This window comes from Streptococcus jiangnanensis, assembly GCF_040888325.1.
GTDB classification, from domain to species: Bacteria; Bacillota; Bacilli; order Lactobacillales; family Streptococcaceae; genus Streptococcus; species Streptococcus jiangnanensis.
In genome coordinates, this window is sequence record NZ_JBFNFF010000003.1 from 334935 (window position 1) to 358736 (window position 23802).

General features: G+C 42.6%; 25 protein-coding genes, 1 tRNA gene and 1 other RNA gene. 6 read left to right on the forward strand and 21 right to left on the reverse strand.

From position 1 onward, the window contains the following. Positions 1-33: 33 nt before the first annotated feature. From gla to AB2B49_RS06195, 6 genes are all read right to left on the reverse strand, one after another. The gene (gla, locus tag AB2B49_RS06170; RefSeq protein ID WP_000348117.1) at positions 34-903 is read right to left on the reverse strand and encodes an aquaglyceroporin Gla; all 870 of its coding nucleotides are present in this window, start codon (positions 901-903) and stop codon (positions 34-36) included. A 157-nt stretch (positions 904-1060) separates the two neighbouring features. Further along, positions 1061-2227, reverse strand: a complete 1167-nt coding sequence (locus AB2B49_RS06175) for an ATP-grasp domain-containing protein (protein WP_049506048.1) — start codon at positions 2225-2227, stop codon at positions 1061-1063. 12 nt (positions 2228-2239) lie between these two features. Continuing rightward, the gene (locus AB2B49_RS06180) at positions 2240-2980 is read right to left on the reverse strand and encodes an esterase family protein (RefSeq protein ID WP_049506049.1); all 741 of its coding nucleotides are present in this window, start codon (positions 2978-2980) and stop codon (positions 2240-2242) included. Positions 2981-3000: 20 nt separating this feature from the next. Then, entirely contained in the window at positions 3001-3825 is an 825-nt protein-coding gene (locus tag AB2B49_RS06185) for an alpha/beta hydrolase (RefSeq protein WP_001016816.1), read from the reverse strand. A 136-nt stretch (positions 3826-3961) separates the two neighbouring features. Next, positions 3962-5176, reverse strand: a complete 1215-nt coding sequence (gene thiI, locus AB2B49_RS06190; RefSeq protein ID WP_049506052.1) for a tRNA uracil 4-sulfurtransferase ThiI — start codon at positions 5174-5176, stop codon at positions 3962-3964. A gap of 8 nt (positions 5177-5184) precedes the next feature. Continuing rightward, complete coding sequence (locus AB2B49_RS06195; protein WP_049506055.1) at positions 5185-6327, reverse strand: cysteine desulfurase family protein; 1143 nt, start codon at positions 6325-6327, stop codon at positions 5185-5187. Positions 6328-6464: 137 nt separating this feature from the next. On the opposite strand from AB2B49_RS06195, the gene AB2B49_RS06200 reads away from it, so the two are divergent. Continuing rightward, positions 6465-6893 (forward strand): DUF6556 family protein, encoded by a 429-nt coding sequence (locus tag AB2B49_RS06200; protein ID WP_049506057.1) that lies wholly within the window; start codon positions 6465-6467, stop codon positions 6891-6893. A gap of 44 nt (positions 6894-6937) precedes the next feature. Here the strand turns inward: AB2B49_RS06200 and AB2B49_RS06205 are convergent, their stop codons facing one another. The 4 genes from AB2B49_RS06205 to AB2B49_RS06220 form a co-directional block, all read right to left on the reverse strand. Beyond that, the gene (locus tag AB2B49_RS06205) at positions 6938-9244 is read right to left on the reverse strand and encodes a DNA translocase FtsK (RefSeq protein ID WP_076984456.1); all 2307 of its coding nucleotides are present in this window, start codon (positions 9242-9244) and stop codon (positions 6938-6940) included. Positions 9245-9330: 86 nt separating this feature from the next. Beyond that, positions 9331-11283 (reverse strand): PTS fructose transporter subunit IIABC, encoded by a 1953-nt coding sequence (locus AB2B49_RS06210; RefSeq protein ID WP_049506061.1) that lies wholly within the window; start codon positions 11281-11283, stop codon positions 9331-9333. Further along, positions 11280-12191 (reverse strand): 1-phosphofructokinase, encoded by a 912-nt coding sequence (gene pfkB / locus AB2B49_RS06215; RefSeq protein ID WP_049506063.1) that lies wholly within the window; start codon positions 12189-12191, stop codon positions 11280-11282. Before pfkB ends, AB2B49_RS06210 begins: the two co-directional genes overlap by 4 nt. Next, entirely contained in the window at positions 12188-12928 is a 741-nt protein-coding gene (locus AB2B49_RS06220; protein ID WP_049506065.1) for a DeoR/GlpR family DNA-binding transcription regulator, read from the reverse strand. Before AB2B49_RS06220 ends, pfkB begins: the two co-directional genes overlap by 4 nt. A gap of 161 nt (positions 12929-13089) precedes the next feature. On the opposite strand from AB2B49_RS06220, the gene AB2B49_RS06225 reads away from it, so the two are divergent. Then, positions 13090-13177, forward strand: a tRNA-Ser gene (locus AB2B49_RS06225). Positions 13178-13419: 242 nt separating this feature from the next. Here AB2B49_RS06225 and ssrA read toward each other — a convergent pair. The 4 genes from ssrA to AB2B49_RS06245 all read right to left on the reverse strand — a co-directional run bounded on the left by ssrA (position 13420) and on the right by AB2B49_RS06245 (position 16633). Next, positions 13420-13767: a transfer-messenger RNA gene (ssrA, locus tag AB2B49_RS06230) on the reverse strand. Between the two features lie 58 nt (positions 13768-13825). Next, positions 13826-14461 carry an SGNH/GDSL hydrolase family protein gene (locus tag AB2B49_RS06235; protein WP_049506067.1) on the reverse strand — a complete coding sequence of 212 codons (636 nt, stop codon included), beginning with the start codon at positions 14459-14461 and terminating at the stop codon, positions 13826-13828. 1 nt (position 14462) lies between these two features. Then, a complete protein-coding gene (locus AB2B49_RS06240) occupies positions 14463-15290 on the reverse strand; it encodes a Cof-type HAD-IIB family hydrolase (protein ID WP_320692000.1) in 828 nt (275 codons plus the stop codon). A gap of 23 nt (positions 15291-15313) precedes the next feature. Further along, a complete protein-coding gene (locus AB2B49_RS06245) occupies positions 15314-16633 on the reverse strand; it encodes a CapA family protein (protein WP_320692001.1) in 1320 nt (439 codons plus the stop codon). A 155-nt stretch (positions 16634-16788) separates the two neighbouring features. Between AB2B49_RS06245 and def the strand changes: the two genes are divergently transcribed. Together def and rlmB are read left to right on the forward strand one after the other, a co-directional pair. Further along, positions 16789-17400: a peptide deformylase gene (def, locus tag AB2B49_RS06250; RefSeq protein WP_001272958.1), complete on the forward strand. Its 612-nt coding sequence runs from the start codon at positions 16789-16791 to the stop codon at positions 17398-17400. Positions 17401-17444: 44 nt separating this feature from the next. Then, a complete protein-coding gene (gene rlmB, locus AB2B49_RS06255; protein ID WP_057488560.1) occupies positions 17445-18173 on the forward strand; it encodes a 23S rRNA (guanosine(2251)-2'-O)-methyltransferase RlmB in 729 nt (242 codons plus the stop codon). Positions 18174-18209: 36 nt separating this feature from the next. On the opposite strand, the gene trxB is transcribed toward rlmB, so the two are convergent. The 7 genes from trxB to AB2B49_RS06290 all read right to left on the reverse strand — a co-directional run bounded on the left by trxB (position 18210) and on the right by AB2B49_RS06290 (position 22564). After that, a complete protein-coding gene (trxB, locus tag AB2B49_RS06260; RefSeq protein WP_000272341.1) occupies positions 18210-19121 on the reverse strand; it encodes a thioredoxin-disulfide reductase in 912 nt (303 codons plus the stop codon). 65 nt (positions 19122-19186) lie between these two features. After that, on the reverse strand, positions 19187-19411 hold the full coding sequence (locus tag AB2B49_RS06265) for a DUF4059 family protein (RefSeq protein ID WP_000924293.1): 225 nt from the start codon (positions 19409-19411) through the stop codon (positions 19187-19189). A gap of 77 nt (positions 19412-19488) precedes the next feature. Further along, positions 19489-20232 carry an amino acid ABC transporter ATP-binding protein gene (locus AB2B49_RS06270; RefSeq protein WP_061421185.1) on the reverse strand — a complete coding sequence of 248 codons (744 nt, stop codon included), beginning with the start codon at positions 20230-20232 and terminating at the stop codon, positions 19489-19491. Then, positions 20232-21032 carry an amino acid ABC transporter permease gene (locus AB2B49_RS06275; RefSeq protein ID WP_000219166.1) on the reverse strand — a complete coding sequence of 267 codons (801 nt, stop codon included), beginning with the start codon at positions 21030-21032 and terminating at the stop codon, positions 20232-20234. The genes AB2B49_RS06270 and AB2B49_RS06275 overlap by 1 nt, the downstream gene beginning before the upstream one ends. Before the next feature lie 156 nt (positions 21033-21188). Then, complete coding sequence (locus tag AB2B49_RS06280) at positions 21189-21545, reverse strand: arsenate reductase family protein (protein ID WP_000889079.1); 357 nt, start codon at positions 21543-21545, stop codon at positions 21189-21191. A gap of 12 nt (positions 21546-21557) precedes the next feature. Next, entirely contained in the window at positions 21558-22073 is a 516-nt protein-coding gene (locus AB2B49_RS06285; protein ID WP_320692002.1) for a methylated-DNA--[protein]-cysteine S-methyltransferase, read from the reverse strand. Continuing rightward, positions 22070-22564 (reverse strand): GNAT family N-acetyltransferase, encoded by a 495-nt coding sequence (locus AB2B49_RS06290; protein ID WP_125421119.1) that lies wholly within the window; start codon positions 22562-22564, stop codon positions 22070-22072. The genes AB2B49_RS06285 and AB2B49_RS06290 overlap by 4 nt, the downstream gene beginning before the upstream one ends. Before the next feature lie 134 nt (positions 22565-22698). On the opposite strand from AB2B49_RS06290, the gene AB2B49_RS06295 reads away from it, so the two are divergent. Together AB2B49_RS06295 and trhA are read left to right on the forward strand one after the other, a co-directional pair. Then, positions 22699-23145, forward strand: coding sequence for a DUF1836 domain-containing protein (locus AB2B49_RS06295; protein WP_247940721.1), 447 nt, complete (start codon positions 22699-22701; stop codon positions 23143-23145). Beyond that, positions 23142-23789 carry a PAQR family membrane homeostasis protein TrhA gene (gene trhA / locus AB2B49_RS06300; RefSeq protein ID WP_001097972.1) on the forward strand — a complete coding sequence of 216 codons (648 nt, stop codon included), beginning with the start codon at positions 23142-23144 and terminating at the stop codon, positions 23787-23789. The genes AB2B49_RS06295 and trhA overlap by 4 nt, the downstream gene beginning before the upstream one ends. The last annotated feature ends 13 nt before the right edge of the window (positions 23790-23802 follow it).

Sequence of the window (23802 nt, forward strand, 5' to 3'; positions counted from 1 at the left end):
AAGAAAAAAACTGGGATTCCCCAGTTTCATTTCTTATAGGTAAAGTAGTTTAAATAGTGCTACTGCCGCAATACCCGCTGCAATTGGAGCTACAACTGGAACCCATGCATACCACCATTTTGAATCACCCTTGTGTTGACCAAGAACTGATTTTGGAAGGAGTTCGTGAAGAAGACGTGGTCCAAAGTCACGAGCTGGGTTCAAACCAGGACCAGTAGGTCCACCGAGTGAAGTTACCAAGGCCATTACTAGGAAACCAAGTGCCAAGTGCGCAACTGAGATCCCAGCAGCTGTATGTGGAGCTACTTGGGCTTTCACTGCCAATTCACTTAAATCAACAGTTTGTCCAGCTTGAGTAGCCATTTGTTTCATGTATTGAAGAACCTCTGCACCAAAGAAGTTTTTAGTCAAACCAAGCGCTGCAAAGAAAAGAACAAATGAACCTACAAACTCATTGAGGAAACCGTTAACAGTAGCTGCAAAACGTGATTCTTTTGTACCGTGGTCGATGCTTGAAATCGTTGAGAAGGTACCCAAGATATTGTTTGGGTTTTCTGTCTTCAAGTAGTAAGGACGGTGAGTCGCTACAACCAAAGCTTGACCGAAGATTGCTCCCAAAACTTGTGCTAGGATGTAATATGGTACTTGTTCCCAAGAGAAAAGTCCACTAACAGCAAGTCCAAGAGTGAAAGCTGGGTTGATGTGGTTACCAGATACATTACCAAACATCAAGGCTGGGATCATAACCCCCATACCATAACCAACCGCGATAACGAGCCAGCCACTTTGGTGACCTTTCGTACCTTTAAGTTCAACGTTAGCAACTGCACCATTACCAAGAATGATCAAAATAGCAGTTCCCAAGAATTCTGTGGCATATTTAATAGCCCATGTAAAATCCATTTGATAGATTCTCCTTAAATTTTTTTAGACAATCCTTATTCTATCAATTTTTAGGCCTTTTAGCAATATCTTTTCTAAAAGAATCTATGGAAAACGCTTTATTTAACTTATCTTTAAGAAAAGGACAAAAGAAGTCAAACTCCTTTCATCCTAATCGTTATTCTTGACGTTGACCAAAATCTACAATCATCTGCTCCATCTCTTGGCGACTCGGAGTGGTCAGCATATAAAGGTAGTCCCCTTGTAGCTCTGCAAAAGCTGCTGGCATGATTTTTTTGACCTTGAATTGCTGGCTGTACTTAGCAAGCAAGTCTTCTTCTGAATAGACATAATTTGCATTGGCACGACGTGATGTAGCTAGACAGTATTGAGGTTCAAACTCTGATGCTGGGAACTCTTCTCCTGCGACAATAGCTGCATAGCCACGATAGAGGTCCAAAGAGTGAGCAAAGTTATAAACATCAATGGTAAAGCCACCTGCAGGACGGTTATTGTACTCAATGGCAATGTAGTCGTCCCCGTCACGGAAAAACTCGATATGGAAAAAGCGTTCTCTCATTCCAAATTCCTTGACAATGGCCTCACCATACTTGCGCAGTTTGGGATCCATATCCTTGAGTACATAGTAGGAATTGTCCATCTTATAAATCATCAAATCAAGTGGTGTATAGGCATAGTCAAAGGTTGTTGAAAAGACAATATGACCATCCTTGTCCACCAGTCCGTCAAAGGTACAGATTTCGCTGGAAGTGACAAATTTCTCAAAGAAATAAGCGGTTGAATGGTCCCATGCTTGCTTGAAGTGATTGATATCGTCTTCTGTCTCAAGCTTAAATGTTGCTGCCGCTCCCACTCCATTATCAGGTTTGGCAATCATTGGTAGGCCAATCGCCTCGACTGCTTGGTCTACATCTGCTTCTGTCTGGATAACAGCGCCTGGTACAACAGGTACGCCTGCCTTCTGGAAGAGTTTCTTCATCTCAGACTTAAACTTGGTTTTTTTAAGATCTTCAGGTTTGGCACCAAAGACATTGAATTGTTCTCTGAGTGTTGCGTCTAGCTCAAGCCAGTATTCATTGTGGGACTCAATGCGGTTGATTGGGCCATGCTTGTAGAAAAGAAAGGCAACTGCACGTTTGACTTCGTCTATGTTCTCAAGATTGTCCACACGGAAATACTCGGTCAGGCTATTGCGCAAAGGTTCATCTAGTTGTTCGTAAGGTTCTTGACCAATCCCCAAGACTGTAATGCCTTTATTGGCTAGCTCGATTGTAAACTGTTGGAAGTTTTGCGGATAGTAGGGAGAAATAACAAGGTAATTCATAGGCAACTCCTTTTATAGATACAGGTGTCCAAGAAAATAGGGCATTTGTTTACGCCACCATTCCCAGTCGTGGGCAACATCGTGCCCCCATTCAGCAAACCAGGCTGGAATTTGTTTCTGGTCAAAGGCTTCTTTGAGCTTGTAGAAGGATGGCAGACCATCTTGTTCCCAAGCACCGAGACCCGTACAGACGACAATCTCCGCCTGACGGTAACGATCGATAAACCAGCCGTCATTCTGATTCCAAATATAATCGACTGGCGAGTTTTGGTAAATGGCATCGTCATTGTAGTAATCTCCAACAAAGAAACGTGCGTCGTAAACACCGCTGAGGGCAATCACCTTGGTAAAGACATCTGGATGCTGGAGAAAGAAATTGAGTGCATGGTAAGCCCCCATCGAGCAACCTGTCGTCATCATTCCGTCAAACCAACCTGTCTTGTGCTTGATAAAAGGAATCGCCTCCTCAATCACATAGCGTTCGTAAGCTCGATGCATCTCCGCTTGATCATGACTATTTTTCCAAGTAGCCAACCAGCTCTCAATATCAACACTGGAGAGAGTAAAGAATTGGACACGACCTTCTTCGATAAAGGAAGCACAGGCATCAATCATGCCAAAATCATAGTATTCGTTGTGACTACCACCAGATGAAGCAAAAACAACAACTGGAATCCCAGCATGTCCATAACGGTTGAGATACATTTCACGGTTGAGGTGGCCACTCCAGTGGCTAAGGTTTTCAATATGCATTGGCTTTCTCCTTTCTTAACTTACCATTTCTCTGCAAAAAATCGGAGACAGTCTGGTAAATTTTCCGACCAAGGTATTTCACTATGGATAGCACCAGACTGAACTTTCAAGACCAGATTATCCAAGCCTACTCCACCTGCAATCAAATCACGGTAATAACGAAGCGATGAGTCGATATAGGCTTGCTTGATATTGCCAGCCATTAGGGTCTTGTCCGTATCATCTGCTTCTTCCGTTCCAACATAGATAAAAATGCGCTGTTCAGGCGACAATTTCTTCCGCTCGATATAGCGGTTAAAGGCTTCTTGGTGAAGCCAGTTAGCAGATGAGAAGACACCTAGACAACCAATTCGGTCTTGGTACTCTAGTCCGATAAACTGGGTAATATTGCCTCCTAGTGACGAACCAATCATAGCCGTGTGCTGGCGATCAGCTTTGGTTCGGTAGGTTTCATCGATAAAAGGCTTGACCACCTCCATGACAAACTCGGCATACTCCACACCCTTACCACCAAACTGCTGGCCTGGGATAGGAGATTCTTGAAATTTCCAAGCCGCATACTCATTCATCCGTCCCATGCCATCATTGTCAATAGCAACAACAATCATGCGACTGATATCAGGATTCCGCTTAATGGCTGGAATAATCTTCCAAGAGTGTCCGATATAAGACTCCTTGCTGTAAAAGACATTTTGCCCATCATGAAAGTAAACTACAGGATAAAAACGGTCTGTGTCCTTCTCGTAGTCCTTTGGCAGAAGCACACGCACACGACGCTCTTTTCCAGTATAAGGAACTTTAAGTTTGTGTTCTTTCATTTTTAAGTAAAAGTAGGAATGATTCATTGTCAGAAAACTCTCTATATTCAAAATTTTATCTTATTATAACATAAAAATAGAAAAAAAGTCAGTAATTGTCCATTTTAAGGATAAATAACTAACTTTTTTCATTTAATATTCTAAATTCTTCTGGATTTTCTGATTAGAGGAGATTATCAATTAACTCATCGACAGCATCTTTTTCAACCTGGGGAGTGATTTCAGTAATCATAATCCCAGCCACTGCTCGCTCAACCAAGCCTTCAACATCCATGCGTTTTTCATACTGCTCTGCATTCTCTATCTTAGGATTGGTCTTAGGACGGTCAGGTGCAAAAATAGTACAGCAGTCTTCAAAAGGCTGGATTGAAATTTCAAAGGTATCGATTTCCTGCGCGATGTCAATGATTTCCAACTTGTCCATCGTAACCACAGGGCGGATGATGGGAGTGTTGGTCACAGCGTTGATAGTCTGCATGCTTTCCAAGGTCTGGCTGGCTACTTGACCAAGACTTTCCCCATTGATGATAATTAAACCATTTCGTATCTCCCGAATACGGTCGGTAATCCGCATCATAAAACGACGCGTCAAGGTCATGAGGTAGGCTTCTGGCGCTTTAGCCTTGATTTCCTCTTGAATCTCAGTGAAAGGCACCTCGATAAACTGGATATTGCCCCCAAACTTGGTCAATTTCCGAGTCAAATCGTGGGCTTTCTTGAGGGCACCTGGACTGGTGTAAGGTGGGCTAGCAAAGTGAACCGCCTCAATATCTACACCACGTTTAAGAGCTAGATAACCTGCCACGGGTGAGTCAATCCCTCCTGACAACATGAGCATACCTTTACCAGAACTTCCCACAGGTAATCCTCCTGCTCCACGAAAAGTTTCATAGGAAAGATAGGCAGCCTCTTCACGAATCTCAACCTGAAGATTAATATCTGGATTCTTCATCTGAGCTTGCACGTTTGGAATAGCCTCGAAAACAGCACCACCAAGAGTTTGATTCAGTTCACGACTGTCGAGTTCAAAGTTGTGGTCGCTACGCTTACTAGTGATTTTAAAGGTCATGCCTTCCTTGTAGATTTCCTTCATAATCTCTTGGACAGCAGACTTCAGAACGTCCACTGACTTTTCAACCTTATACACAGGAGAAAAGTTTTGGATCCCAAAAACTTGTTTGAGCGATTCTGCAACTGCTGTGCAATCTGCTCCATTCAGGTAAGCGTGGGCACGGTCGCGATCTGCGGTTACCTTAACTTGAGGATAGATAGACAAAACGTCTGAAATATTATTACGAAGTTTATTGATGAAACGCATACGATTTTTGTGCTTGGTTGACAATTCTCCGTAACGAATCATAATTTCTGAATACTGCATAAATGCTCCTATCTTACTTTTCTAGTTTGATTGTAAATTAATTTTAGATTGGTCAAGAACTGCTCGACTTGACTCATATCATTTTCCAGGTCTAGGCTTAGACGCACAGCTGACTGGGCCTTATCCTTTTCCACTCCCATTGCAATCAAGGTCCCCGCAGGTTTTCCTGCCTTGGACGAACAAGCAGAGGTTGTGGAAATGAAAATGTCATAGTCTTCAAAAGCGTGAACAATGACTTCACCACGAACACCTTTAATCCCAAAAGTCAGGATATGAGGGGCAAAGTCTTCCTCATCTGAAAAGACAAAAATATCTGGATAATCCAGAAGGGCTTGGCAAATGACTGCCTTCATCTGCCCTGTCTTGCTAGCAAAGGTAGCTAATTTTTCCATAGACAAACGGAGAGCTTTGGCTGTCGCTGCAATCCCTGCCACATTCTCAGTTGTCGAACGATAGTCTCGCTCCTGACCACCACCTGTTAAAAGAGGCATGATCCTTTTGCCAGACTTGATATAGACAAATCCGACACCTCTGACACCATGAAACTTATGACTCGAAAAGGTTGCGAAATCCACTCGATCCGTCAAGTATTTTTCAGTCGGAATCTTAGCGAGTGCCTGAACCGCATCAACATGGAAGGAAATGGTTGGCTTATCTGCTAACAGTTTTGAAATAGCTTCAATAGGCTGGATAGAGCCAATTTCGTTGTTAACTGCCATGATGGAGACGAGAGTCGTATCAGGACGTATCAAATCTGCTAATGCTTCAACATCCACAAATCCTTTCTCATCAACTGGAGCAAAATCTATCTCAAAGCCTTGACTTTTCAGCCAAAGGGCTGATTCCTTGACTGCTGGATGTTCAATAGCTGACACAATAATGTGCTTGCCAAACTGGGCTTTTTCAAAGGCCACACCCTTGATGACCCAGTTATCTCCTTCTGTTCCACCAGAGGTAAAGAAGATTTCATCACTCTTCTTCCCAATCAAATCTGCAATTTGCTGCCGGGAAGCATCTAAAATTCGTGTTGCCTGGTCGCCCAAACGATGGAGGCTAGAAGGATTTCCTACAATTTTCGAAGCGACCTGAGTATAGGTCTCTAGTGCTTCGGGATAAGGCTTAGTTGTTGCCGAATTATCAAAGTAGATCATGTTTTCTCACGCTTTCTAAAATCACTCCTTCTATTGTATCACGAAAAGAGACCTGCGACAAGAAAGGGAGGTTTCTCTTTTTTTAAGATTTTTTTAAAGAAATGAGGTATAATAAATCATAATCAAAGGAGAGTATCATGTCTAACTATCGTAGAACTTCTAATAAATCAAAAACAGAACACATCAAAAAGGGATTTACTGTCTTTCAAAAAACGATTGCTACCATCGGTAGTATCCTTGGTCTCATCACTGCTACTATCACCATCATGAACGCCATGGACAATAACAAAAACAACAAAAAAGAACCGACGACAACCCAAACAACTGTTGTCAAGGAAATTCAAAAGGAATCCCCTCAGGAAAATACTACACCTAACAAGGACAACACTCCTACTAAAGAAAATACTCCGCAAGAAGAAACTTCTCAATCCAATAAAAAAGAGGAGAAAAAAGAAGAGCAGAAAACAACAACTCAGGACTCTTCTACACCTGCTACAAATAAAGAAACAAGCGATAATGGAACACAGTCAAATACGACGAGTTCTGAAACTAAAACGAACCAGTAATCACCAAAATAGCTTCTTTCCAAATTTGGAAAGAAGCTATTTTTTTATTGTTGTAATACTTTTCGTGGTTTGGTTCCTTCAGCTGGACCGATAACACCTGCTATTTCGAGTTCTTCCATCAGGCGAGTCGCACGGTTGAATCCAACCGACAAACGACGCTGAATCATAGAAGCACTAGCTTTCTGCGTCTCGATAACCAAAGCCTTGGCTTCTTCAAAAAGCGGATCGCCGCCAGCTTCTCCGTCAGAGAGATCTCCTTCATTTTCAGGGACATCTCCTGGGTCAAAGCTTTCATCATAGTCCGCATCCGCCTGATCCTTGATAAAGTTTACGATGCGTTCAACATCATCATCCGAGATAAAGGAACCTTGCAGACGGACTGGATGATTTTCATCGATTGGTTTAAAGAGCATGTCTCCTCGACCAAGCAGTTTTTCTGCTCCATTCTCATCCAAGATGGTTCGTGAATCTGTACCTGATGAAACTGCAAAAGCCACACGAGATGGGACATTGGCTTTGATAAGACCAGAGATAACATCAACCGATGGACGTTGCGTTGCGAGAATCATGTGAATCCCTGCAGCACGCGCCTTCTGTCCGAGACGGATGATGGCATCCTCCACTTCCTTGCTGGCCACCATCATGAGGTCTGCCAACTCATCCACAATGACAACAATCAAAGGAAGTGGTACTTGTTTGTACTCAGATTGGCTATTAAATTCCTCAACCTTGGCATTGTAGCCAGCGATATTTCGCACACCAACCTTAGCGAAGAGTTCGTAACGATTTTCCATCTCATCCACAACCTTTTGCAGAGCCTTGCTGGCCTTGCGTGGATTGGTCACAACTGGAATCAAGAGGTGAGGAATGTCATTGTAAACGGATAACTCAACCATCTTTGGATCCACCATCATAAACTTGACCTGATCTGGTCTTGCTTTCATAAGAATGCTAGCGATAATACCGTTAACTGCGACTGACTTCCCTGATCCCGTCGAACCTGCAACGAGTAGGTGGGGCATCTTGGAAAGGTCAAAGGTGCGAGCAGTTCCATTGACAGCCTTACCTAGAGGAATTTCGAGGAGATTTTCTGGTTTAGTTTGAGACTGTTCCCAGAGTTCACGGAAGGAAACGGTCGCAATCTCAGAGTTGGGTACTTCAATTCCGACTAAGGATTTACCAGGGATCGGAGCCTCAATCCGAACATCCTTGGCCGCCAGAGCCAGCGCTAAGTCGTCTGCCAGATTGGAAATACGGTTAACCCGTACTCCAACTGCTGGCTTGACTTCATACTTGGTAACTGATGGTCCAATTTCAGCCCGTTCTACCGTCACCTTGATACCAAAGCTGGCAAAGGTTTCTTCTAGGATTTTGATATTTTCTCGAACAATCTTCTTTTCCTTGGACTGATCTTTGGGTTTATCTGGCGCAAAGAGTTGCAAGCTTGGTAGCTTGTATTCAAGGGCTTCCTTAGCAGAAAAATCAACCTGCACCTCTTCATCCTCAAAATCTTCTTCCACATCTGGAACGTCAAAATCAGTTTGAGGGAGGATAATCTCCGGTTCGATCCACTCTTCCTCAGGAATTGGGGGGAAATCGTAGTCTGGTACCTCTGATAAGATTTCTCCCGTTTCAGGATCTACAGGAGGAAGCGGTAATGCATCCTGTTCTTCTTGTTCTCTCTGAATTCTGGCTGCTTCTTCAGCTTCTTGACGAGCCTTCTCTTCTTCTTTCTTGATGAAGCGTTCCTGTTTTCTCTGTTCCTGTTTTTCCATGAAGGATCTGAACTGAGCTCCAATAAAGGCTGCAACATCATAAATAGACCAAGGACTAACCAAGAGTGCCCCAACTAGAATCAAGAGGACTCCAATAAAGTACGATCCGATATTTGAGAAAAGAAAGGATATGGGGATATAGAGTCCAACACCAAGCAAGCCTCCACCAGCGAAGCTAGTCACCCGCATACCAGTCAGGTCCGTCATAACTTGAGACAGGGTCCCTTTTAGAACTGACTGCTCCAAGCCAAATTTCCATACCAAGTAGGCCTCAAAAATCAAGAGCAATCCAGCGAAGATACAGAGAAATCCTGACAGAAGTCCCTCTTGCTTGCGGATCCATTTAAATAGAAAAAGATAAATGAGTAGGGCACCTATGGCCACATAGGCCAAACTTCCAACCACCAGTCGAATGAGATTGTAAAGAGTGACGCCTGCTGCACCGAGTTTGAGGGCTGCAATAATCAACAATAAGGCAATTCCTAAGGAAATCAACATCCTCTGGATAGCCTGTTTTCTTTCAAGTTCTGCTTTAGACGGTCTCCGTCTTGTTTTTGTAGTATTCTTGTTTGCCATTCTTTTATTATACCATATTTCACAGCCATTTCGAATAGAGAAAAAGATTGCACCAAATGGTAACAATCTTTCTATTCTAATCCTTTTTATGCTTGTGGCTTGCGTAGGTAACCATAAACCACACCACTTACAATTGCGCCAACCAAGACAAAGGCAAGGTAGAGAAGGGCATTTGAAGTTAGAGCGATAACGAAGATTCCTCCGTGTGGTGCCATGAGTTTGATTCCTGCAAGACCAACGAGTCCACCTGCTACTGCTGAACCAAGGATAAAGCTTGGAATCGCACGAGCTGGGTCTGCTGCACCAAATGGGATCGCTCCTTCAGTGATGAATGACAAGCCCATGATGATGTTTGTCAAACCAGAGTTACGTTCTTCTTTGGTAAATTTATCTTTAAAGAGAAGAGTTGCGACAAAGATGGCAAGTGGTGGAACCATTCCTCCAGCCATAACTGCTGCCATGGCTACAGAACCACCTGAAGAAACAGTCGCTGCAAGCGTACCTGTACCAAAGACATAAGCAGCTTTGTTGACTGGTCCCCCCATGTCAACAGCCATCATGCCTCCAAGAACGATACCAAGAAGGACAGCTGAACCTCCTCCAAGACCGCCTAGGAAGTCATTCATAGCAGTGTTGATTGCTGCCATTGGAATGTTGACAGCCAACATAACAAATCCTGTCAAGATTGTTCCGAAAAGCGGTAGGATAAGGATAGATTTAGCACCTTCAAGTGAACGAGGAACTTTAACGTATTTCTTGATAGCAAGAACCAAGGCTCCTGCGATAAATCCACCAACAAGGGCACCTAGGAAACCAGATGAGACACCTGCAAGGGTTGAAGTTGCTTCACCACCTGCTGCATAAGGGATTTTACCAAAGGCAAAACCTTCTTTGGCAATAGCACCAGCCACGAAACCAGCTACCAAACCTGGTTTTTCAGCGATAGAGTAGGCTACGTATCCTGCAAAAACCGGAAGCATCAAGCCAAAAGCCGCGCCACCAATTTTCATGAACATAGAAGCTAGTTCATGGTAGGATCCGAGATTTCCAAGACTATCCTGTGGCACACCAAAAGCTCCGTCGATCAAGAAAGCAAGGGCAATCATGATACCACCACCGATAACGAATGGCAACATTTGAGATACACCACTCATCAAGTGTTTGTAGAAAGCACCACCGATACTTTGTTTTTCATTAGATGCTGTTGCAGCTTTTGCTCCATTAGCAGCACGATAAACTTCAGCATCTCCTGAAAGAGCCAAGTTGATTAATTCTTCTGTCTTACGAATACCGTCTGCAACTGGACGATTAACCAATGGTTTGCCATCGAAACGATCCATCTCAACAGCCTTGTCAGCAGCGATGATAACAGCTTTAGCCTTGCGAATGTCCTCTGCAGTCAATTGGTTCCCAACACCACTAGCTCCGTTTGTTTCAACCTTGATACCAACACCCATTTCAGCAGCCACTTTTTGAAGGGCTTCTTGGGCCATATAAGTGTGGGCAATACCTGTCGTACAAGCTGTAACAGCTACGATAAAGTCGCCAGATTCATTGGCAGGTGCTTGAACAGGCTCCTCAGCTTTTTCTGAAGCTTGGTCAAAAAGTTCAATAACTTGATCAGCTGATGTTACTTGGCGAAGTTTGTCAGCAAAACCGTCTTTCATCAAGTATTGAGACAATTCTGCCAAGGCTGCTAAGTGAGTATCATTGGCACCTTCTGGAGCTGCAATCATGAAGAAGAGGTCTGTTGGTTGCCCATCCAAGCTTTCATAGTCAACACCCTTGTTTGACTTTGCAAAGAGAACCGTTGCTTCTTTGACAGCAGAGTTCTTGCTGTGAGGCATAGCAATTCCGTCACCCAAACCAGTGGAAGTGAGAGCTTCACGCGCCAAGATCCCTTCTTTAAAGGTTTCAAAATCCGTCACATAACCATGATCTACCAAGCTATGAATCATCTCTTCGATGACAGCTGTTTTTTCAGTTGCCTGTAAATCCAGCAACATGACATCTTTTCTTAATAGGTCTTGAATTTTCATCGTTTTTCTACCTCAACTTTTTCATATGTTTCTTTAATAAATTCCGCTGTTGCCAAGTCATCCGAGAAGGTCGTTGCTGTTCCACAAGCTACTCCCCATTTGAAGGCTTCTACTGCGTCTTTTGATTTAACAAATTCACCTGTAAACCCAGCGACCATAGAGTCACCAGCTCCCACTGAATTTTTGACTGTTCCCTTGATAGGTTTTGCGAAGTAAGCTCCCTCAGATGTGACAAGAAGGGCACCGTCACCAGCCATGGAGATAATGACGTTTTGAGCTCCTTTGGCCAGTAACTGACGAGCATAGTTCTCGATCTCATCTAAACTTTCGAGTTTCACTCCAAAGATAGCTCCAAGCTCGTGATTGTTTGGTTTAACCAATAGTGGCTGGTAGTCCAAACTATCAATCAAGGTCTGTCCTTCAAAGTCACAAACCACTTGCGCACCAGTCTGGCGTGTCAAGGCAATCAAATCTTTGTAGATAACATTACCTAGATTCTTAGCACTTGAACCTGCAAACACCACCGTATCTTCTGCAGTCAGACTAGACAAAATAGCTTTCAATTCTTCCAGCTGAGCTGGTTCCACATTTGGACCAGTCCCGTTGATTTCTGTTTCTTGGTCTGCTTTAATCTTGACATTGATGCGAGTATCTTCTGCTACTTGGACAAAACGAGTTTCGATTTCTTCCTCTGAAAGGGTATCTGTGATAAATTTACCAGTAAATCCTCCGATAAATCCAGTCGCTGTATTTGGAATACCCAAGCGTTTCAAAACTCGACTGACATTGATTCCTTTCCCTCCAGCAAACTTATCATCACTGTCCATACGATTGACACTGCCGACTTGAACTTGGTCCAAGCGCACGATATAGTCTATGGATGGATTAAGTGTGACTGTATAAATCATACTTCTATTACCTCCGTTTTCTTCTTAATGGCCTGCAAGTGCTCATGCCCTTGACTTGTGATGATAATGGCGCGTTTAAGTGGTGCTACCTTGGCAAAGCAAGTTTGACCAATCTTTGACGAATCAACCAAGACATAGGTTTGTTTGGCATTCTCTAAAATAGCACGCTTAACGGCTCCCTCCTCCATATCAGGAGTCGTATAATAACCATCGTCCACACCATTCATCCCGATAAAGGCACGGTCAAAGTGCAATTGATTAATTTGGTTAAGAGCAACACCACCGATACATGCATCTGTTGCCATCTTGACACTTCCTCCAACCATGACAGTTGGAATCTGTTTTTCAACCAACTGAACCGCATGATGAATGGAGTTGGTCACAACTGTGATATTCTTATTAACCAATTCCTTGATTAAAAAAGCAGTTGTCGTTCCAGCATCAATAAAGATAACATCTTGTTCCTTAATAAGAGAGGCTGCTTTTTGAGCCAGTAGCTTCTTCTCTTGAAGGTTTTTGACAGATTTTTCTTGGATGGTTTCTTCTTCCTGCAAGGAGTGGGGCAATTCTGCTCCTCCATGTACACGGCGAAGCTTGTTCTCCGCCTCCAACTCATCCAAATCTCTTCGTACTGTCGATTCTGATGTTTCTAATAGACTAACCAATTTTTCTAAGGAAACTACATGATGTTGATTTAACTCCTCTAAAATCAGTTGCTTCCGCTCAGTTTTTAACACCAAACCACCTCCTGTTATCGTTTACACTATTCATTCTAGCACAATTTCTACCAAAGTCAAGCATTTTTTATCATTTTCTTTCAAATTCTATCATTTTTCTTATTTCCAAAATTTTTATTGCAAGATAAGTGGCTTTATGGTAGACTATTTGAGTAAGTATTGGAAGATTACTCAAGAGGCTTAAGAGGCCGTGTTGGAAACGCGGTAGGCGTGTAACAGCGTGCGTGGGTTCGAATCCCATGTCTTCCGTAGAATAAAGAAAAACTGCACCTTAATGCAGTTTTTTTTATCGCAAGCATTTAAAAATCAAATAATACAAACACTATATGATTTCATAAAACAAAAGGATATCGATTTCTAGGATACAGCAAAACGTTGTATCCTTTGTTGTATCCTTTTTTTGAAAAAGAATGCCAAACAATAAAAAAGATAAAAATAAAAACGCTGATTTATCAACGTTTTAGAAAGGTTTGCGAAATAATGCAAAATATATATGGAGCCGGTGGGAGTCGAACCCACGTCCAAACACCTGCCAACATATTTGTCTACAACCATAGGTTATGTATTGTTTTAACAGCTCCTCGACACATAACTCAAGCCTAGGAACTGCGAGTCTATTAATCTCTTATCAAACCACTAGACAAGGCTTGATCGTATCTCGCTAATCATAAGACCTGTCATTGAACACGAGCAATCCAAATCAGGTCACGCCTGCTGGTTTTTAGGCAGCTAGAGCGTAAGAAGTGTTATTTTTTGCAGTTATATTTAACTGAGCGTTTACGTCGCCACACGGGTTGCAAAATATGCCTCATAATGCCTGTCGAATCCGTAACGACCCCAAAATTATAGAACTATTATAACCTATCTTCATAAAAAATGCAAAATCAAGCCAATTCTTTAGAAAAGATACGTTTTCAAAGCATCTGATAAAGCTTGATAACCAGCTACACTCAGATGGAGACCATCCGTTGTATAGGCTGATTGAAGTTGTCCTTCTGAATCTGTCAAACTATCATAAATTGGTAGAAAATCTACTTGCATATAGGCGGAAGCTAGAGCCTCATAGACTTGATTCCATTCTCTGATCTTTTCATTGGTACGAATATATACTGTCTGCTTGTATTCTTCTCCTTCATTGACTGGCAGAATAGAAACAAGCTTTATTTGTGACAGCGGATAATCTCGGTTAAGCGATTGAATCACTCCTTCAAGATTATCCAAAGCTTCATTCATAGGAATACCTTTTCCGATATCGTTTGTTCCAATTAAGAGAACAATTTGATCGACAGCATCACCATAAAGATGGGCATCAAGATTGTCTAGTAGAAGCCCCGTCTGGTAACCTCGGATGCCTCGATTAACAATCGTCTTGGCAGTTCCCAACAACTCTTGAAGAGGGTAATACTCCACTATCGAATCACCAATAAAGATGATATCTGGCTCTAGAACAGATACTTGATTCAATTCACGATACTTGGTTTGAATCTTTGCCTGCTCCTTTAAGAGCCAATTCTCTAATAACTGTACTGCCACCCTATCCCTCTTTCTCTAACCAATTCTCTAGAACTTGATACACACCCGCCTGGCTGTTGGCTGGTGCCAGGGCAGTCGCAACTGCCTTGACATTATCATCTGCATTTTCCATAGCATAGGCAATTCCAGCCAGCTCTAACATTTCTATATCGTTTTCGCTATCACCAAAAGCCATGATTTGTTCTGATGTCAAATCCCAGCGCTTGAGTAATTCTTCCAATCCCCAAGCCTTGTGAACCCCAGCCTGCAGGATATCGATACAGCCATAACCGCTAGAAACAGCTCTTACACGACCATCAAATAAATCATTAATTTCCTGCAAAACTGAACTAGAACGTTCTTCACCAACAACCATGCTCATCTTTAACACTCCACCGAAGAGGTCTGAGTTTAGCTCATCCACAAAATTGGTCCTTTGGTAAAGTTTTTCAATCATCTCTGGAGTCATAAATTTTTCCAGGTCTGTAAAAACCGTTCCTTCCTTGACAAAACTCCCATTCATACTGGTAACGACGAACTGATCTCGACACTCTCTCCCTTTAAAATGAAGGAGAGCCTTGTCAACCGTAGCATCATCCCAAATCTGCGCTTGAATCAGTTTATTGTTTTCAAAAATACGCGCCCCATTGGCAACTACCAGAACTACTCTACTCGCCAAGTGCTCCAGTAATTGCCTCATACGGTGAACTTCATTCCCTGTCGCAATGACAAAACGGATATCCCTTTGATCCAGCTGATCTAAAAGCTTTTCCAAGCGGGGCAAATCCAGCTGCCCCCTCGGGTCTAGCAAGGTTCCATCCATGTCTGTTGCAATCAATTTAATCGTCATCTCGTCTCCTTTAGGGCAAGTGCCTACCACTTCAACCCTACATGTTCATTCATTTCTTTATAGGCCGTGTCAATTCGTTCCTTGGTCGCCTCGTCCAACTTGTCACGGTAACGTCCCCCTTCAATGAAGTCCTCTAGGATATAGGTCTGATAGAGGAAGAGCGGATAGCCTTCTGGAGAGTAAGTCCCTTTGGGTGTTCGATTGACCCAAGTAGGATGCGCTTTGGCCGTTTCAATCCTTGTCTTTCCATCTTTTTTCTTAATGGTCACGTCCATGAGAACACCGCGCTCCGTCCATTTGGCATTTTCCTCATCTTGCATGGTTTCAATGCGTTGATTTGAGAGAAAATTTCCCATGGAATAGATGATCAATTTTTTGTCACCATCTTTTTCAACGGTTTCAGCAGGTTCAACGACGTGAGGATGCCCTCCAAAGATAATATCTGCTCCCCAGTCAATCATCTTATGGTACAGTGTTTTCTGTTCTTCCGTTGGTTCTAGTTGGTACTCAATTCCCATCTGAGGCATGATGACAGTAATATCCGCCTCCTTCTCTGCACGCTCGATTTCTGCCTTCATCTTATCTTCATTCAAATCAGAAAGATAGCGATTATAGTCCTCTTGAGAGATATACTGCTCAATGCCATTAAAACCGTAAGAATAGGCCAGGAGAGCTACCTTGATACCATTGACTTCCTTGATGACTATAGGTGCTTGGTCTCGGGATTCATGCGTGTAGACTCCGATGGGTGTCATTCCAGCCTTTTCAATAGCTTGAGCCGTTGAAACCACTCCCTCAATTTGAGAATCCAAAATATGATTATGAGCCAAGTCTAGAACTTGGTAGCCTGCATCCTTGATCGCATCCATGACTTCTCCTGGTGCATTAAAGAGAGGATAACCTGCCAAATAGTGGTCCTTGTTCACCGTTCCTTCAAAGTCACCAATTACTAAATCAGCTTGCTTGAGCCAGGGTTTTACATACTCAAAATTCTCATGGAAATCATAGGTTCCATCTTCTTTAAGAGCTGTTCGGTAGATGGGGATATGGTAGAGAAGGTCACCATTTGCCATGATACGGGCTGTCTTTTCACCAGACTGATTTTCCTTGGATTGACCAGATGTACTAGCAGAATCAAGAGTTTGGCTACCAGGGCTTGTTCCCTTACTACCTTGTACTGCTCGAACTAATAAGTTCCCCCCCATGGACAAGGCAACTGCAAGCAATAACACAATAATAAACTGAGCATTGGTCCAGGATTTATAATTCCGAAAGAAATCCACACTAGTTCTCCACAACCCATAAAGAGAGCCCTGAGACCGTCTATCTTGTCGCTTTTCCATCTTTATTCCCCCTTGTCTTTTGGTGCAAGTCTTTTCTTTTATTATACCACAGACAAAAGAGGAATACCGTTTATTATATTATTTTTTAGGAACTTCTGCGACTTTCTTTCTCGCCTATTTTGTGTTATCATGTAGAGGTAATGAAAGGAGAGAAAATGTCTGCAATAGAACGTATTACAAAAGCTGCTCACTTAATTGATATGAACGATATTATCCGCGAGGGGAATCCGACACTTCGCGCAGTTGCTGAGGAAGTTACTTTCCCACTGTCTGACCAGGAAATCATCCTTGGTGAAAAGATGATGCAATTCCTCAAACATTCCCAAGATCCTGTTATGGCTGAAAAGATGGGACTCCGCGGTGGGGTTGGATTGGCTGCTCCCCAACTCGATATCTCAAAACGCATTATCGCTGTTTTAGTTCCCAATATTGTGGAAGAAGGTGAAACTCCACAGGAAGCCTACGACTTGCAAGCTGTTATGTACAATCCAAAAATCGTCTCTCACTCTGTTCAAGATGCTGCTCTTGGCGAAGGAGAAGGTTGCCTTTCTGTTGACCGAAACGTACCTGGCTATGTTATTCGCCATGCCCGCGTCACTGTTGATTACTTTGACAAGGACGGCGAAAAACACCGAATCAAGCTCAAAGGTTACAACTCTATTGTTGTCCAACATGAAATTGATCACCTAAACGGAATCATGTTTTACGATCGTATCAATGAGAAAGACCCATTTGCTGTTAAAGATGGACTCCTCATCCTCGAATAAAGAAAATCCCGTTGCAAGACGGGGTTTTGTGTTATAATAGAGGCATGAAAACAAATGATATTGTCTATGGCGTCCACGCCGTTACAGAAGCCCTCCTTGCAAACACTGGAAACAAACTCTACCTCCAAGAAGATCTAAGGGGAAAGAATGTTGAGAAAGTCAAGGAACTGGCTGCTGAGAAAAAAGTCTCCATCTCTTGGACCTCAAAAAAATCCCTCTCTGAAATGACCGAAGGCGCTGTCCATCAAGGATTTGTCCTTCGAGTTTCTGAATTTGCCTATAGCGAGCTAAATCACATTCTTGCCAAAACGCGTCAAGAAGAAAATCCACTTTTGTTGATTCTGGATGGTCTAACTGACCCTCACAACTTAGGCTCTATCTTAAGGACTGCTGATGCGACCAATGTTTCAGGTGTCATCATTCCCAAGCACCGTGCTGTCGGAGTGACTCCTGTCGTTGCCAAAACGGCCACAGGTGCTATTGAGCATGTACCGATTGCGCGAGTGACCAACCTCAGTCAAACCCTAGATAAACTCAAGGATGAGGGCTTCTGGACCTTCGGAACGGATATGAACGGTACCCCTTGCCACAAGTGGAATACAAAAGGGAAAATCGCCCTCATCATCGGAAATGAAGGAAAAGGCATCTCTAGCAATATCAAAAAACAGGTCGATGAGATGATTACCATTCCCATGAATGGACATGTTCAAAGTCTCAATGCAAGTGTGGCTGCAGCCATTCTCATGTACGAAGTTTTCCGAAACCGACTATAAAAAAAGTTTCCAATCACTTGATTGGAAACTTTTTTCTTAACTATGTTCGGTGATAAACTTGTAGGCTTCTTGACCAGCGATGGCTCCATCTCCAACTGCTGTTGTTACTTGGCGAAGGTCTTTTTGGCGAACATCTCCAACTGCAAAGATACCGTCAACGGCAGTTTTCATGTGATTATCTGTCACAATCCAGCCTGCCTGGTCTTGAATGTTCAATTCTTTAACAAAATCGCTAACAGGATCCAAACCGACATATATAAAGACACCACCGAAGGCTTGCTCTGTCACTTGACCCGTTTTTACATTTTCAAAAATTACAGATTCTACTCGATTTTCACCTTTGATTTCCTTGACGACAGAATCCCAGATAAAGTTGACTTTCTCATTTGCAAAAGCACGGTCTTGCAAAACCTTTTGGGCACGAAGTTGGTCACGACGGTGAACAATGGTAACAGTCTTGGCAAAGCGAGTCAAGAAGAGAGCTTCTTCTACCGCTGAATCTCCACCACCGACTACGAGCAAGTCTTGGTCACGGAAGAAAGCTCCATCACAGACTGCACAGTAAGAAACACCTCGACTGTTCAGTTCTTCTTCTCCAGGAACACCCAAAAGACGGTGTTTTGACCCAGTTGCTACAATGACAGTACGGGTTTCGTAAACTTGATCATCAGTGATTACCTTCTTATAGTCACCATGGTCTTCAATATTTTCAACATAGCCATAAAGATGCTCCACTCCAAGGTTTTCAAGTGGTTCAAACATCTTTTCAGCCAATTCAGGTCCACTGATATTGGCATAACCTGGATAGTTTTCAATATCAGATGTGTTATTCATTTGCCCTCCTGGCAGACCACCTTCAATCAAAGCCACTTTCAGATTGCTTCGAGCAGCATATAAGGCAGCAGTCATTCCCGCAGGTCCAGCACCGACAATAATCGTATCGTACATTTCGATTCCTTCTTTCTTGTTGTAACTATCTTTATTCTAACTCATTCTTGCTAGTCACGCAAGGATTATGCCTTGAAAACCAAGAGCAAACTCATGACGGCAAAGGATAACACCGGAATGACCAAAACTCCAATCATAATCATATCATAGAGATGGGCTTGGCGAGCCTTGGCTGTCTTGTCCACACCAGACATAGCTCTCAATCCAATCCAAATCCCCAGAAAAATCACGACAAGGATGGTCGTTAAGATCAAACTCTCGAAATATAAAGAAAATAAATGCAGTAGCATGATCTCTCTCGTTTCTATCTTTTTTAAAGAGTAAACTCAGCTAGTCCAACTAACTGAGTTTCCCTTTTTCTATTATATCAAATATAAGTCCGTTTGTAACTAGCGAAGAATTCTTTTGTTCGTTCTTCTTTCGGATGATTGATGATTTCATCCGGTGTACCAGACTCGATGATTTTCCCTTTATCTAGGAATAGAACCTTGTCTGCCACTTGGGCTACAAAAGACATATCGTGACTGACCAAAATCATGGTCTGACCTGACTTGGCAGCGTCTGCAATAGACTTTTCTACTTCACCGACCAACTCTGGGTCCAGTGCCGACGTTGGTTCGTCCAAGAGCAAGACATCTGGTTTCATAGCAAGCGCACGCGCGAGGGCAACCCGTTGCTTCTGTCCACCTGATAAGTGGCGAGGATAATGGTTTTCACGGTCAGAAAGACCAACCTTGGCCAACTCTTCCTTAGCGATTTTTGTTGCTTCCTCGTCCGATAATTTTTTAACGACAACCAAACCTTCCTTGACATTGTCAAGAGCAGTTCGGCGTTCAAACAAATTAAACTGTTGGAAAACCATGGACAACTTGCGACGAAGGGTTAGGATTTCTTCTTGGCTAATCTTAGAAAAATCAACTTTAAAATTGTCAATCTGAATCGTTCCACTATCTGGAGTTTCAAGATAGTTTAAACTTCGAAGAAAGGTTGATTTTCCAGCTCCAGATGAACCAATCAAAGCCACTACCTCACCTTTTTGGATTTCCAAGTTCAGATGATCTAAGACTGTCTGTCCTGAAAAGGATTTGCTTAAATTCGAAATCTTAATCATTAACGAAGGTCTCCTTTCACATCTGTAGACACTGTATCCGGCGCTGAGATAGCCATTTTTCTCTCGATGAAACGGCCAAGGCTTTCAATTCCGATATTGACCACCCAATAAACAAGGGCAACAGAGATAAAGCGCTCAAAATAGCGATAATCAGCTCCACCTAAAATCTGAGCTTGGGCAAAGACCTCCACAACACCTGCGCTAAAGGCTAGAGAAGTTCCTTTGGTCAAACCGATAAGGGAATTAATCAAAGTCGGTGTCGCTACCACCGCTGCATTTGGAATAATCACGCGACGGTATACTTGCGCACGAGTCATACCCAAACTACGCGCCGCCTCAATTTCACCTGGATTAACAGAAAGGATTGCCGCACGAATCGTTTCACTTGCATAAGCCGCCTCATTAAAAGCAAAGGCCACAATCGCAAAAAGCGCTGCTGGAATCGCATTGATATTGAGACCAGTTCCCCATTGTTGGTTGATAGCTTTCAGTGCCAAAGGAATTCCGTAGTAGGTCAACATAAGTTGAACTAGGATTGGGGTACCTTTTAAGAAACTGACGAAAAAGGCCTGCAAGGGATATAGAATCTTAACACGATTGATCTTTACAATGGCAAAAATCAGGGCAAGTAGCAAACCAAAGAGTGCACCTCCAAGCGTCAACATCAAGGTTGTAGGCAATTGTTGGACAATCCTTGGAATTCCATCAAAGACCGAACGCAAACTAAAGAGCTTACCATCCGGAATGAGTTGCATCAAACTTTGGTACCAATCTGATGCTAAAAATGTTGTAACAGTCATAAAAACATCCTCTCCTGATAATGATTCATTCTATCATACTTCTGCTCGCAAGCAAATTATTTGCTACGGGCTACTCAGACTTTGTCTATCTTCTAGTTTATCACACTTTAAAACAGGGAGGCTATATATTTTACCTATCAAGGAGATAAATAAAAACTATCTCAAACCTAAGTTCTCATAGGGTTTTCTATAGCCGATTTGTTTAACAGCACCATTCTCCACCAAAATTGGACGTTTCAATAACATGCCATCACTGGCTAGAAGCTTGGCTGCTTCTTGTTTTGACAAACTTCCCACCTTATCTTTCAAGCCCAGTTCGCGGTATTTGATCCCGCTAGTATTGAAAAATTGTTTCACTTCAAAACCGGAAGTTTCCAACCAGTCCAAAATCACGTCTTCACTTGGTGTTTCTTCTACGATGTGGACAGCTTTATAGTTCACACCGAGTTGGTCTAGTTCATTTTTTGCTTTCTTACAAGTTGAACATTTTGGGTATTCGATAAATTCTAACATCTTCTTTTCTTTCTATTCTTTATTTTCTTGAAATGCTGCACCTTCATGTTGCAAGAGCCAGGCTTTCTTTTCGACTCCCGATGCATAGCCTATCAAGCGATTGCCTGACCCTAGCACACGATGACAGGGAACGAGTATGGACCAAGGATTGCGCCCCACTGCTCCGCCAATTGCTTGGGCAGAAGCTACTTGCAAGTCTTGCGCTATTTGTCCATAAGTCACTGTCTGACCATAAGGAATGGCCTGTAAGTAAGCCCAGACTCGGTTTTCAAAATCTGTTCCAATAGGAGCCAAAGGTAAGTCAGATAGATCCTGAACACTGCCTTCGAAATAGGTATCTAAATAGGAAATAACTTGCTCTAATACAGGATGGCTAGCAACTTCTTCTATCGTTTCATCCCCTAATCCCCTCTCAAAATGAGTTTGGTTCTGTACCCAAATTCCATACAGATATTGCTCGTCAGCAACTAAGGATAAGGTTCCAATTGGCGACGGGTAGAGCATTTTTGCGTACTTATTCTGCTTCATTTTTTTAATTTCTGATAGGCCAAACGTTCCCCATCAACTGGAACCTTACCAACCTGTTGAAAACCTAGCTTTTCAAAGATATGCTGCATGGCCTTGTTTTGTGCATGCGTATCTGAACGAAAATCTAGATAATCAAAACCTTCAATCAAGCCTTCTAGGAAAGTCTGAGCAACACCTTGTCCTTGGACATCTGCTAGCACAGCGATACGGTGAAAGACCAGATATTCTGATTCTCCCTCCTGCCAACTTCCTTCATAAATAGCTTCATAGGCTTTCTCTGGGCTCTTGGTCACAGCAGCATAGGCTAGCAGTTCTCCTTCTTCCAAGGCCACATAGGCTTGGCCTGAGATAATATCATCAATAATGATATCGGCATTTGGATAGCCATTTTGCCACTGGTCGCTACCAGAATCAGCTAAGCACTTTTTGGCATCCTCCATCACCTGCATAATCGCATCTACTTCGTTTGGAAAAGCTAAACGAATCTCCATCTTTTCCCCTCATTTCTAACTATTTTCTCTCATCATAGCATAATTTAAAGCTTTCTACAAGCAGTTGAAACTTGACTTTTGTTTTTTATTATTTTATAATCTAGTTATCAAAACTAGATAAAAAGGAGTTGGAAATGAATTCTAACTTTTCCTACCCAAAATGGGAAGACATTCCAAACATTGACCTCTATCTGGATCAGGTTTTGCTTTATGTCAATCAAGTCTGTGCCCCTATTTCTCCAGATAAAGAAAAGGGCCTGACCGCATCCATGGTCAATAACTATGTCAAACATGGTTACCTGACAAAGCCGGATAAGAAAAAATACCAACGCAAACAGATTGCACGTTTGATTGCCATCACCACTCTAAAGTCTGTCTTTTCGATCCAAGAAATCGCTCAAACACTGAATACTCTACAAACTCAAGCGAGCTCAGACCAGCTCTACGATGCTTTTGTGGACTACATGAACCATGGGATTGATCCAGAAAATCCTATTATCCAAACCAGCTGTCAAACGGTTAAACTCTATCATCAAACTCTAGACTTAATCCTTATCAAAGAAGAGGAGGAAATCCAATGAATACCAGTCTAAAACTCAGTAAAAAACTCAGTTTTGGAGAGGAAATTGCTAATAGCGTGACCCATGCTGTGGGTGCCGTTATCATGCTCATCTTGCTCCCTATTTCATCCACCTATAGTTATGAAGCACACGGATTTTTATCATCTTTTGGTGTTTCAATCTTTGTTATCAGTCTCTTTCTCATGTTCCTCTCGTCAACCATTTACCACTCTATGGCCTATGGTTCAACCCACAAATACGTCTTGCGAATCATCGATCATTCTATGATTTATGTGGCTATCGCTGGCTCTTATACGCCGGTCGTATTGACTTTGATGAATAACTGGTTTGGCTATCTGATCATCGCCATTCAGTGGGGAACGACCATCTTTGGCATCCTCTATAAAATCTTTGCTAAAAAGGTCAATGAGAAATTCAGCCTTGCCCTTTATTTGATTATGGGCTGGTTGGTTCTGGCTATCATTCCTGCCATTATCAGTCAAACAACGCCAATTTTCTGGAGTCTCATGGTAACTGGTGGGCTCTGTTATACAGTTGGAGCTGGATTTTACGCTAAGAAAAAACCTTATTTCCACATGATTTGGCATCTCTTTATCCTAGCAGCATCTGCACTCCAATATATCGCGATTGTTTATTACATGTAAAAAAGTTGAGAAT

What these genes read in the sequence shown, in the direction of transcription:
- gla (WP_000348117.1), bottom strand. Translation starts at nt 903, where the DNA reads ATGGATTTTACATGGGCTATTAAATATGCCACAGAATTCTTGGGAACT.
- AB2B49_RS06175 (WP_049506048.1), bottom strand. Translation starts at nt 2,227, where the DNA reads ATGAATTACCTTGTTATTTCTCCCTACTATCCGCAAAACTTCCAACAG.
- AB2B49_RS06180 (WP_049506049.1), bottom strand. Translation starts at nt 2,980, where the DNA reads ATGCATATTGAAAACCTTAGCCACTGGAGTGGCCACCTCAACCGTGAA.
- AB2B49_RS06185 (WP_001016816.1), bottom strand. Translation starts at nt 3,825, where the DNA reads ATGAATCATTCCTACTTTTACTTAAAAATGAAAGAACACAAACTTAAA.
- thiI (WP_049506052.1), bottom strand. Translation starts at nt 5,176, where the DNA reads ATGCAGTATTCAGAAATTATGATTCGTTACGGAGAATTGTCAACCAAG.
- AB2B49_RS06195 (WP_049506055.1), bottom strand. Translation starts at nt 6,327, where the DNA reads ATGATCTACTTTGATAATTCGGCAACAACTAAGCCTTATCCCGAAGCA.
- AB2B49_RS06200 (WP_049506057.1), top strand. Translation starts at nt 6,465, where the DNA reads ATGTCTAACTATCGTAGAACTTCTAATAAATCAAAAACAGAACACATC.
- AB2B49_RS06205 (WP_076984456.1), bottom strand. Translation starts at nt 9,244, where the DNA reads ATGGCAAACAAGAATACTACAAAAACAAGACGGAGACCGTCTAAAGCA.
- AB2B49_RS06210 (WP_049506061.1), bottom strand. Translation starts at nt 11,283, where the DNA reads ATGAAAATTCAAGACCTATTAAGAAAAGATGTCATGTTGCTGGATTTA.
- pfkB (WP_049506063.1), bottom strand. Translation starts at nt 12,191, where the DNA reads ATGATTTATACAGTCACACTTAATCCATCCATAGACTATATCGTGCGC.
- AB2B49_RS06240 (WP_320692000.1), bottom strand. Translation starts at nt 15,290, where the DNA reads ATGACGATTAAATTGATTGCAACAGACATGGATGGAACCTTGCTAGAC.
- AB2B49_RS06245 (WP_320692001.1), bottom strand. Translation starts at nt 16,633, where the DNA reads ATGGAAAAGCGACAAGATAGACGGTCTCAGGGCTCTCTTTATGGGTTG.
- def (WP_001272958.1), top strand. Translation starts at nt 16,789, where the DNA reads ATGTCTGCAATAGAACGTATTACAAAAGCTGCTCACTTAATTGATATG.
- rlmB (WP_057488560.1), top strand. Translation starts at nt 17,445, where the DNA reads ATGAAAACAAATGATATTGTCTATGGCGTCCACGCCGTTACAGAAGCC.
- trxB (WP_000272341.1), bottom strand. Translation starts at nt 19,121, where the DNA reads ATGTACGATACGATTATTGTCGGTGCTGGACCTGCGGGAATGACTGCT.
- AB2B49_RS06265 (WP_000924293.1), bottom strand. Translation starts at nt 19,411, where the DNA reads ATGCTACTGCATTTATTTTCTTTATATTTCGAGAGTTTGATCTTAACG.
- AB2B49_RS06270 (WP_061421185.1), bottom strand. Translation starts at nt 20,232, where the DNA reads ATGATTAAGATTTCGAATTTAAGCAAATCCTTTTCAGGACAGACAGTC.
- AB2B49_RS06275 (WP_000219166.1), bottom strand. Translation starts at nt 21,032, where the DNA reads ATGACTGTTACAACATTTTTAGCATCAGATTGGTACCAAAGTTTGATG.
- AB2B49_RS06280 (WP_000889079.1), bottom strand. Translation starts at nt 21,545, where the DNA reads ATGTTAGAATTTATCGAATACCCAAAATGTTCAACTTGTAAGAAAGCA.
- AB2B49_RS06285 (WP_320692002.1), bottom strand. Translation starts at nt 22,073, where the DNA reads ATGAAGCAGAATAAGTACGCAAAAATGCTCTACCCGTCGCCAATTGGA.
- AB2B49_RS06290 (WP_125421119.1), bottom strand. Translation starts at nt 22,564, where the DNA reads ATGGAGATTCGTTTAGCTTTTCCAAACGAAGTAGATGCGATTATGCAG.
- AB2B49_RS06295 (WP_247940721.1), top strand. Translation starts at nt 22,699, where the DNA reads ATGAATTCTAACTTTTCCTACCCAAAATGGGAAGACATTCCAAACATT.
- trhA (WP_001097972.1), top strand. Translation starts at nt 23,142, where the DNA reads ATGAATACCAGTCTAAAACTCAGTAAAAAACTCAGTTTTGGAGAGGAA.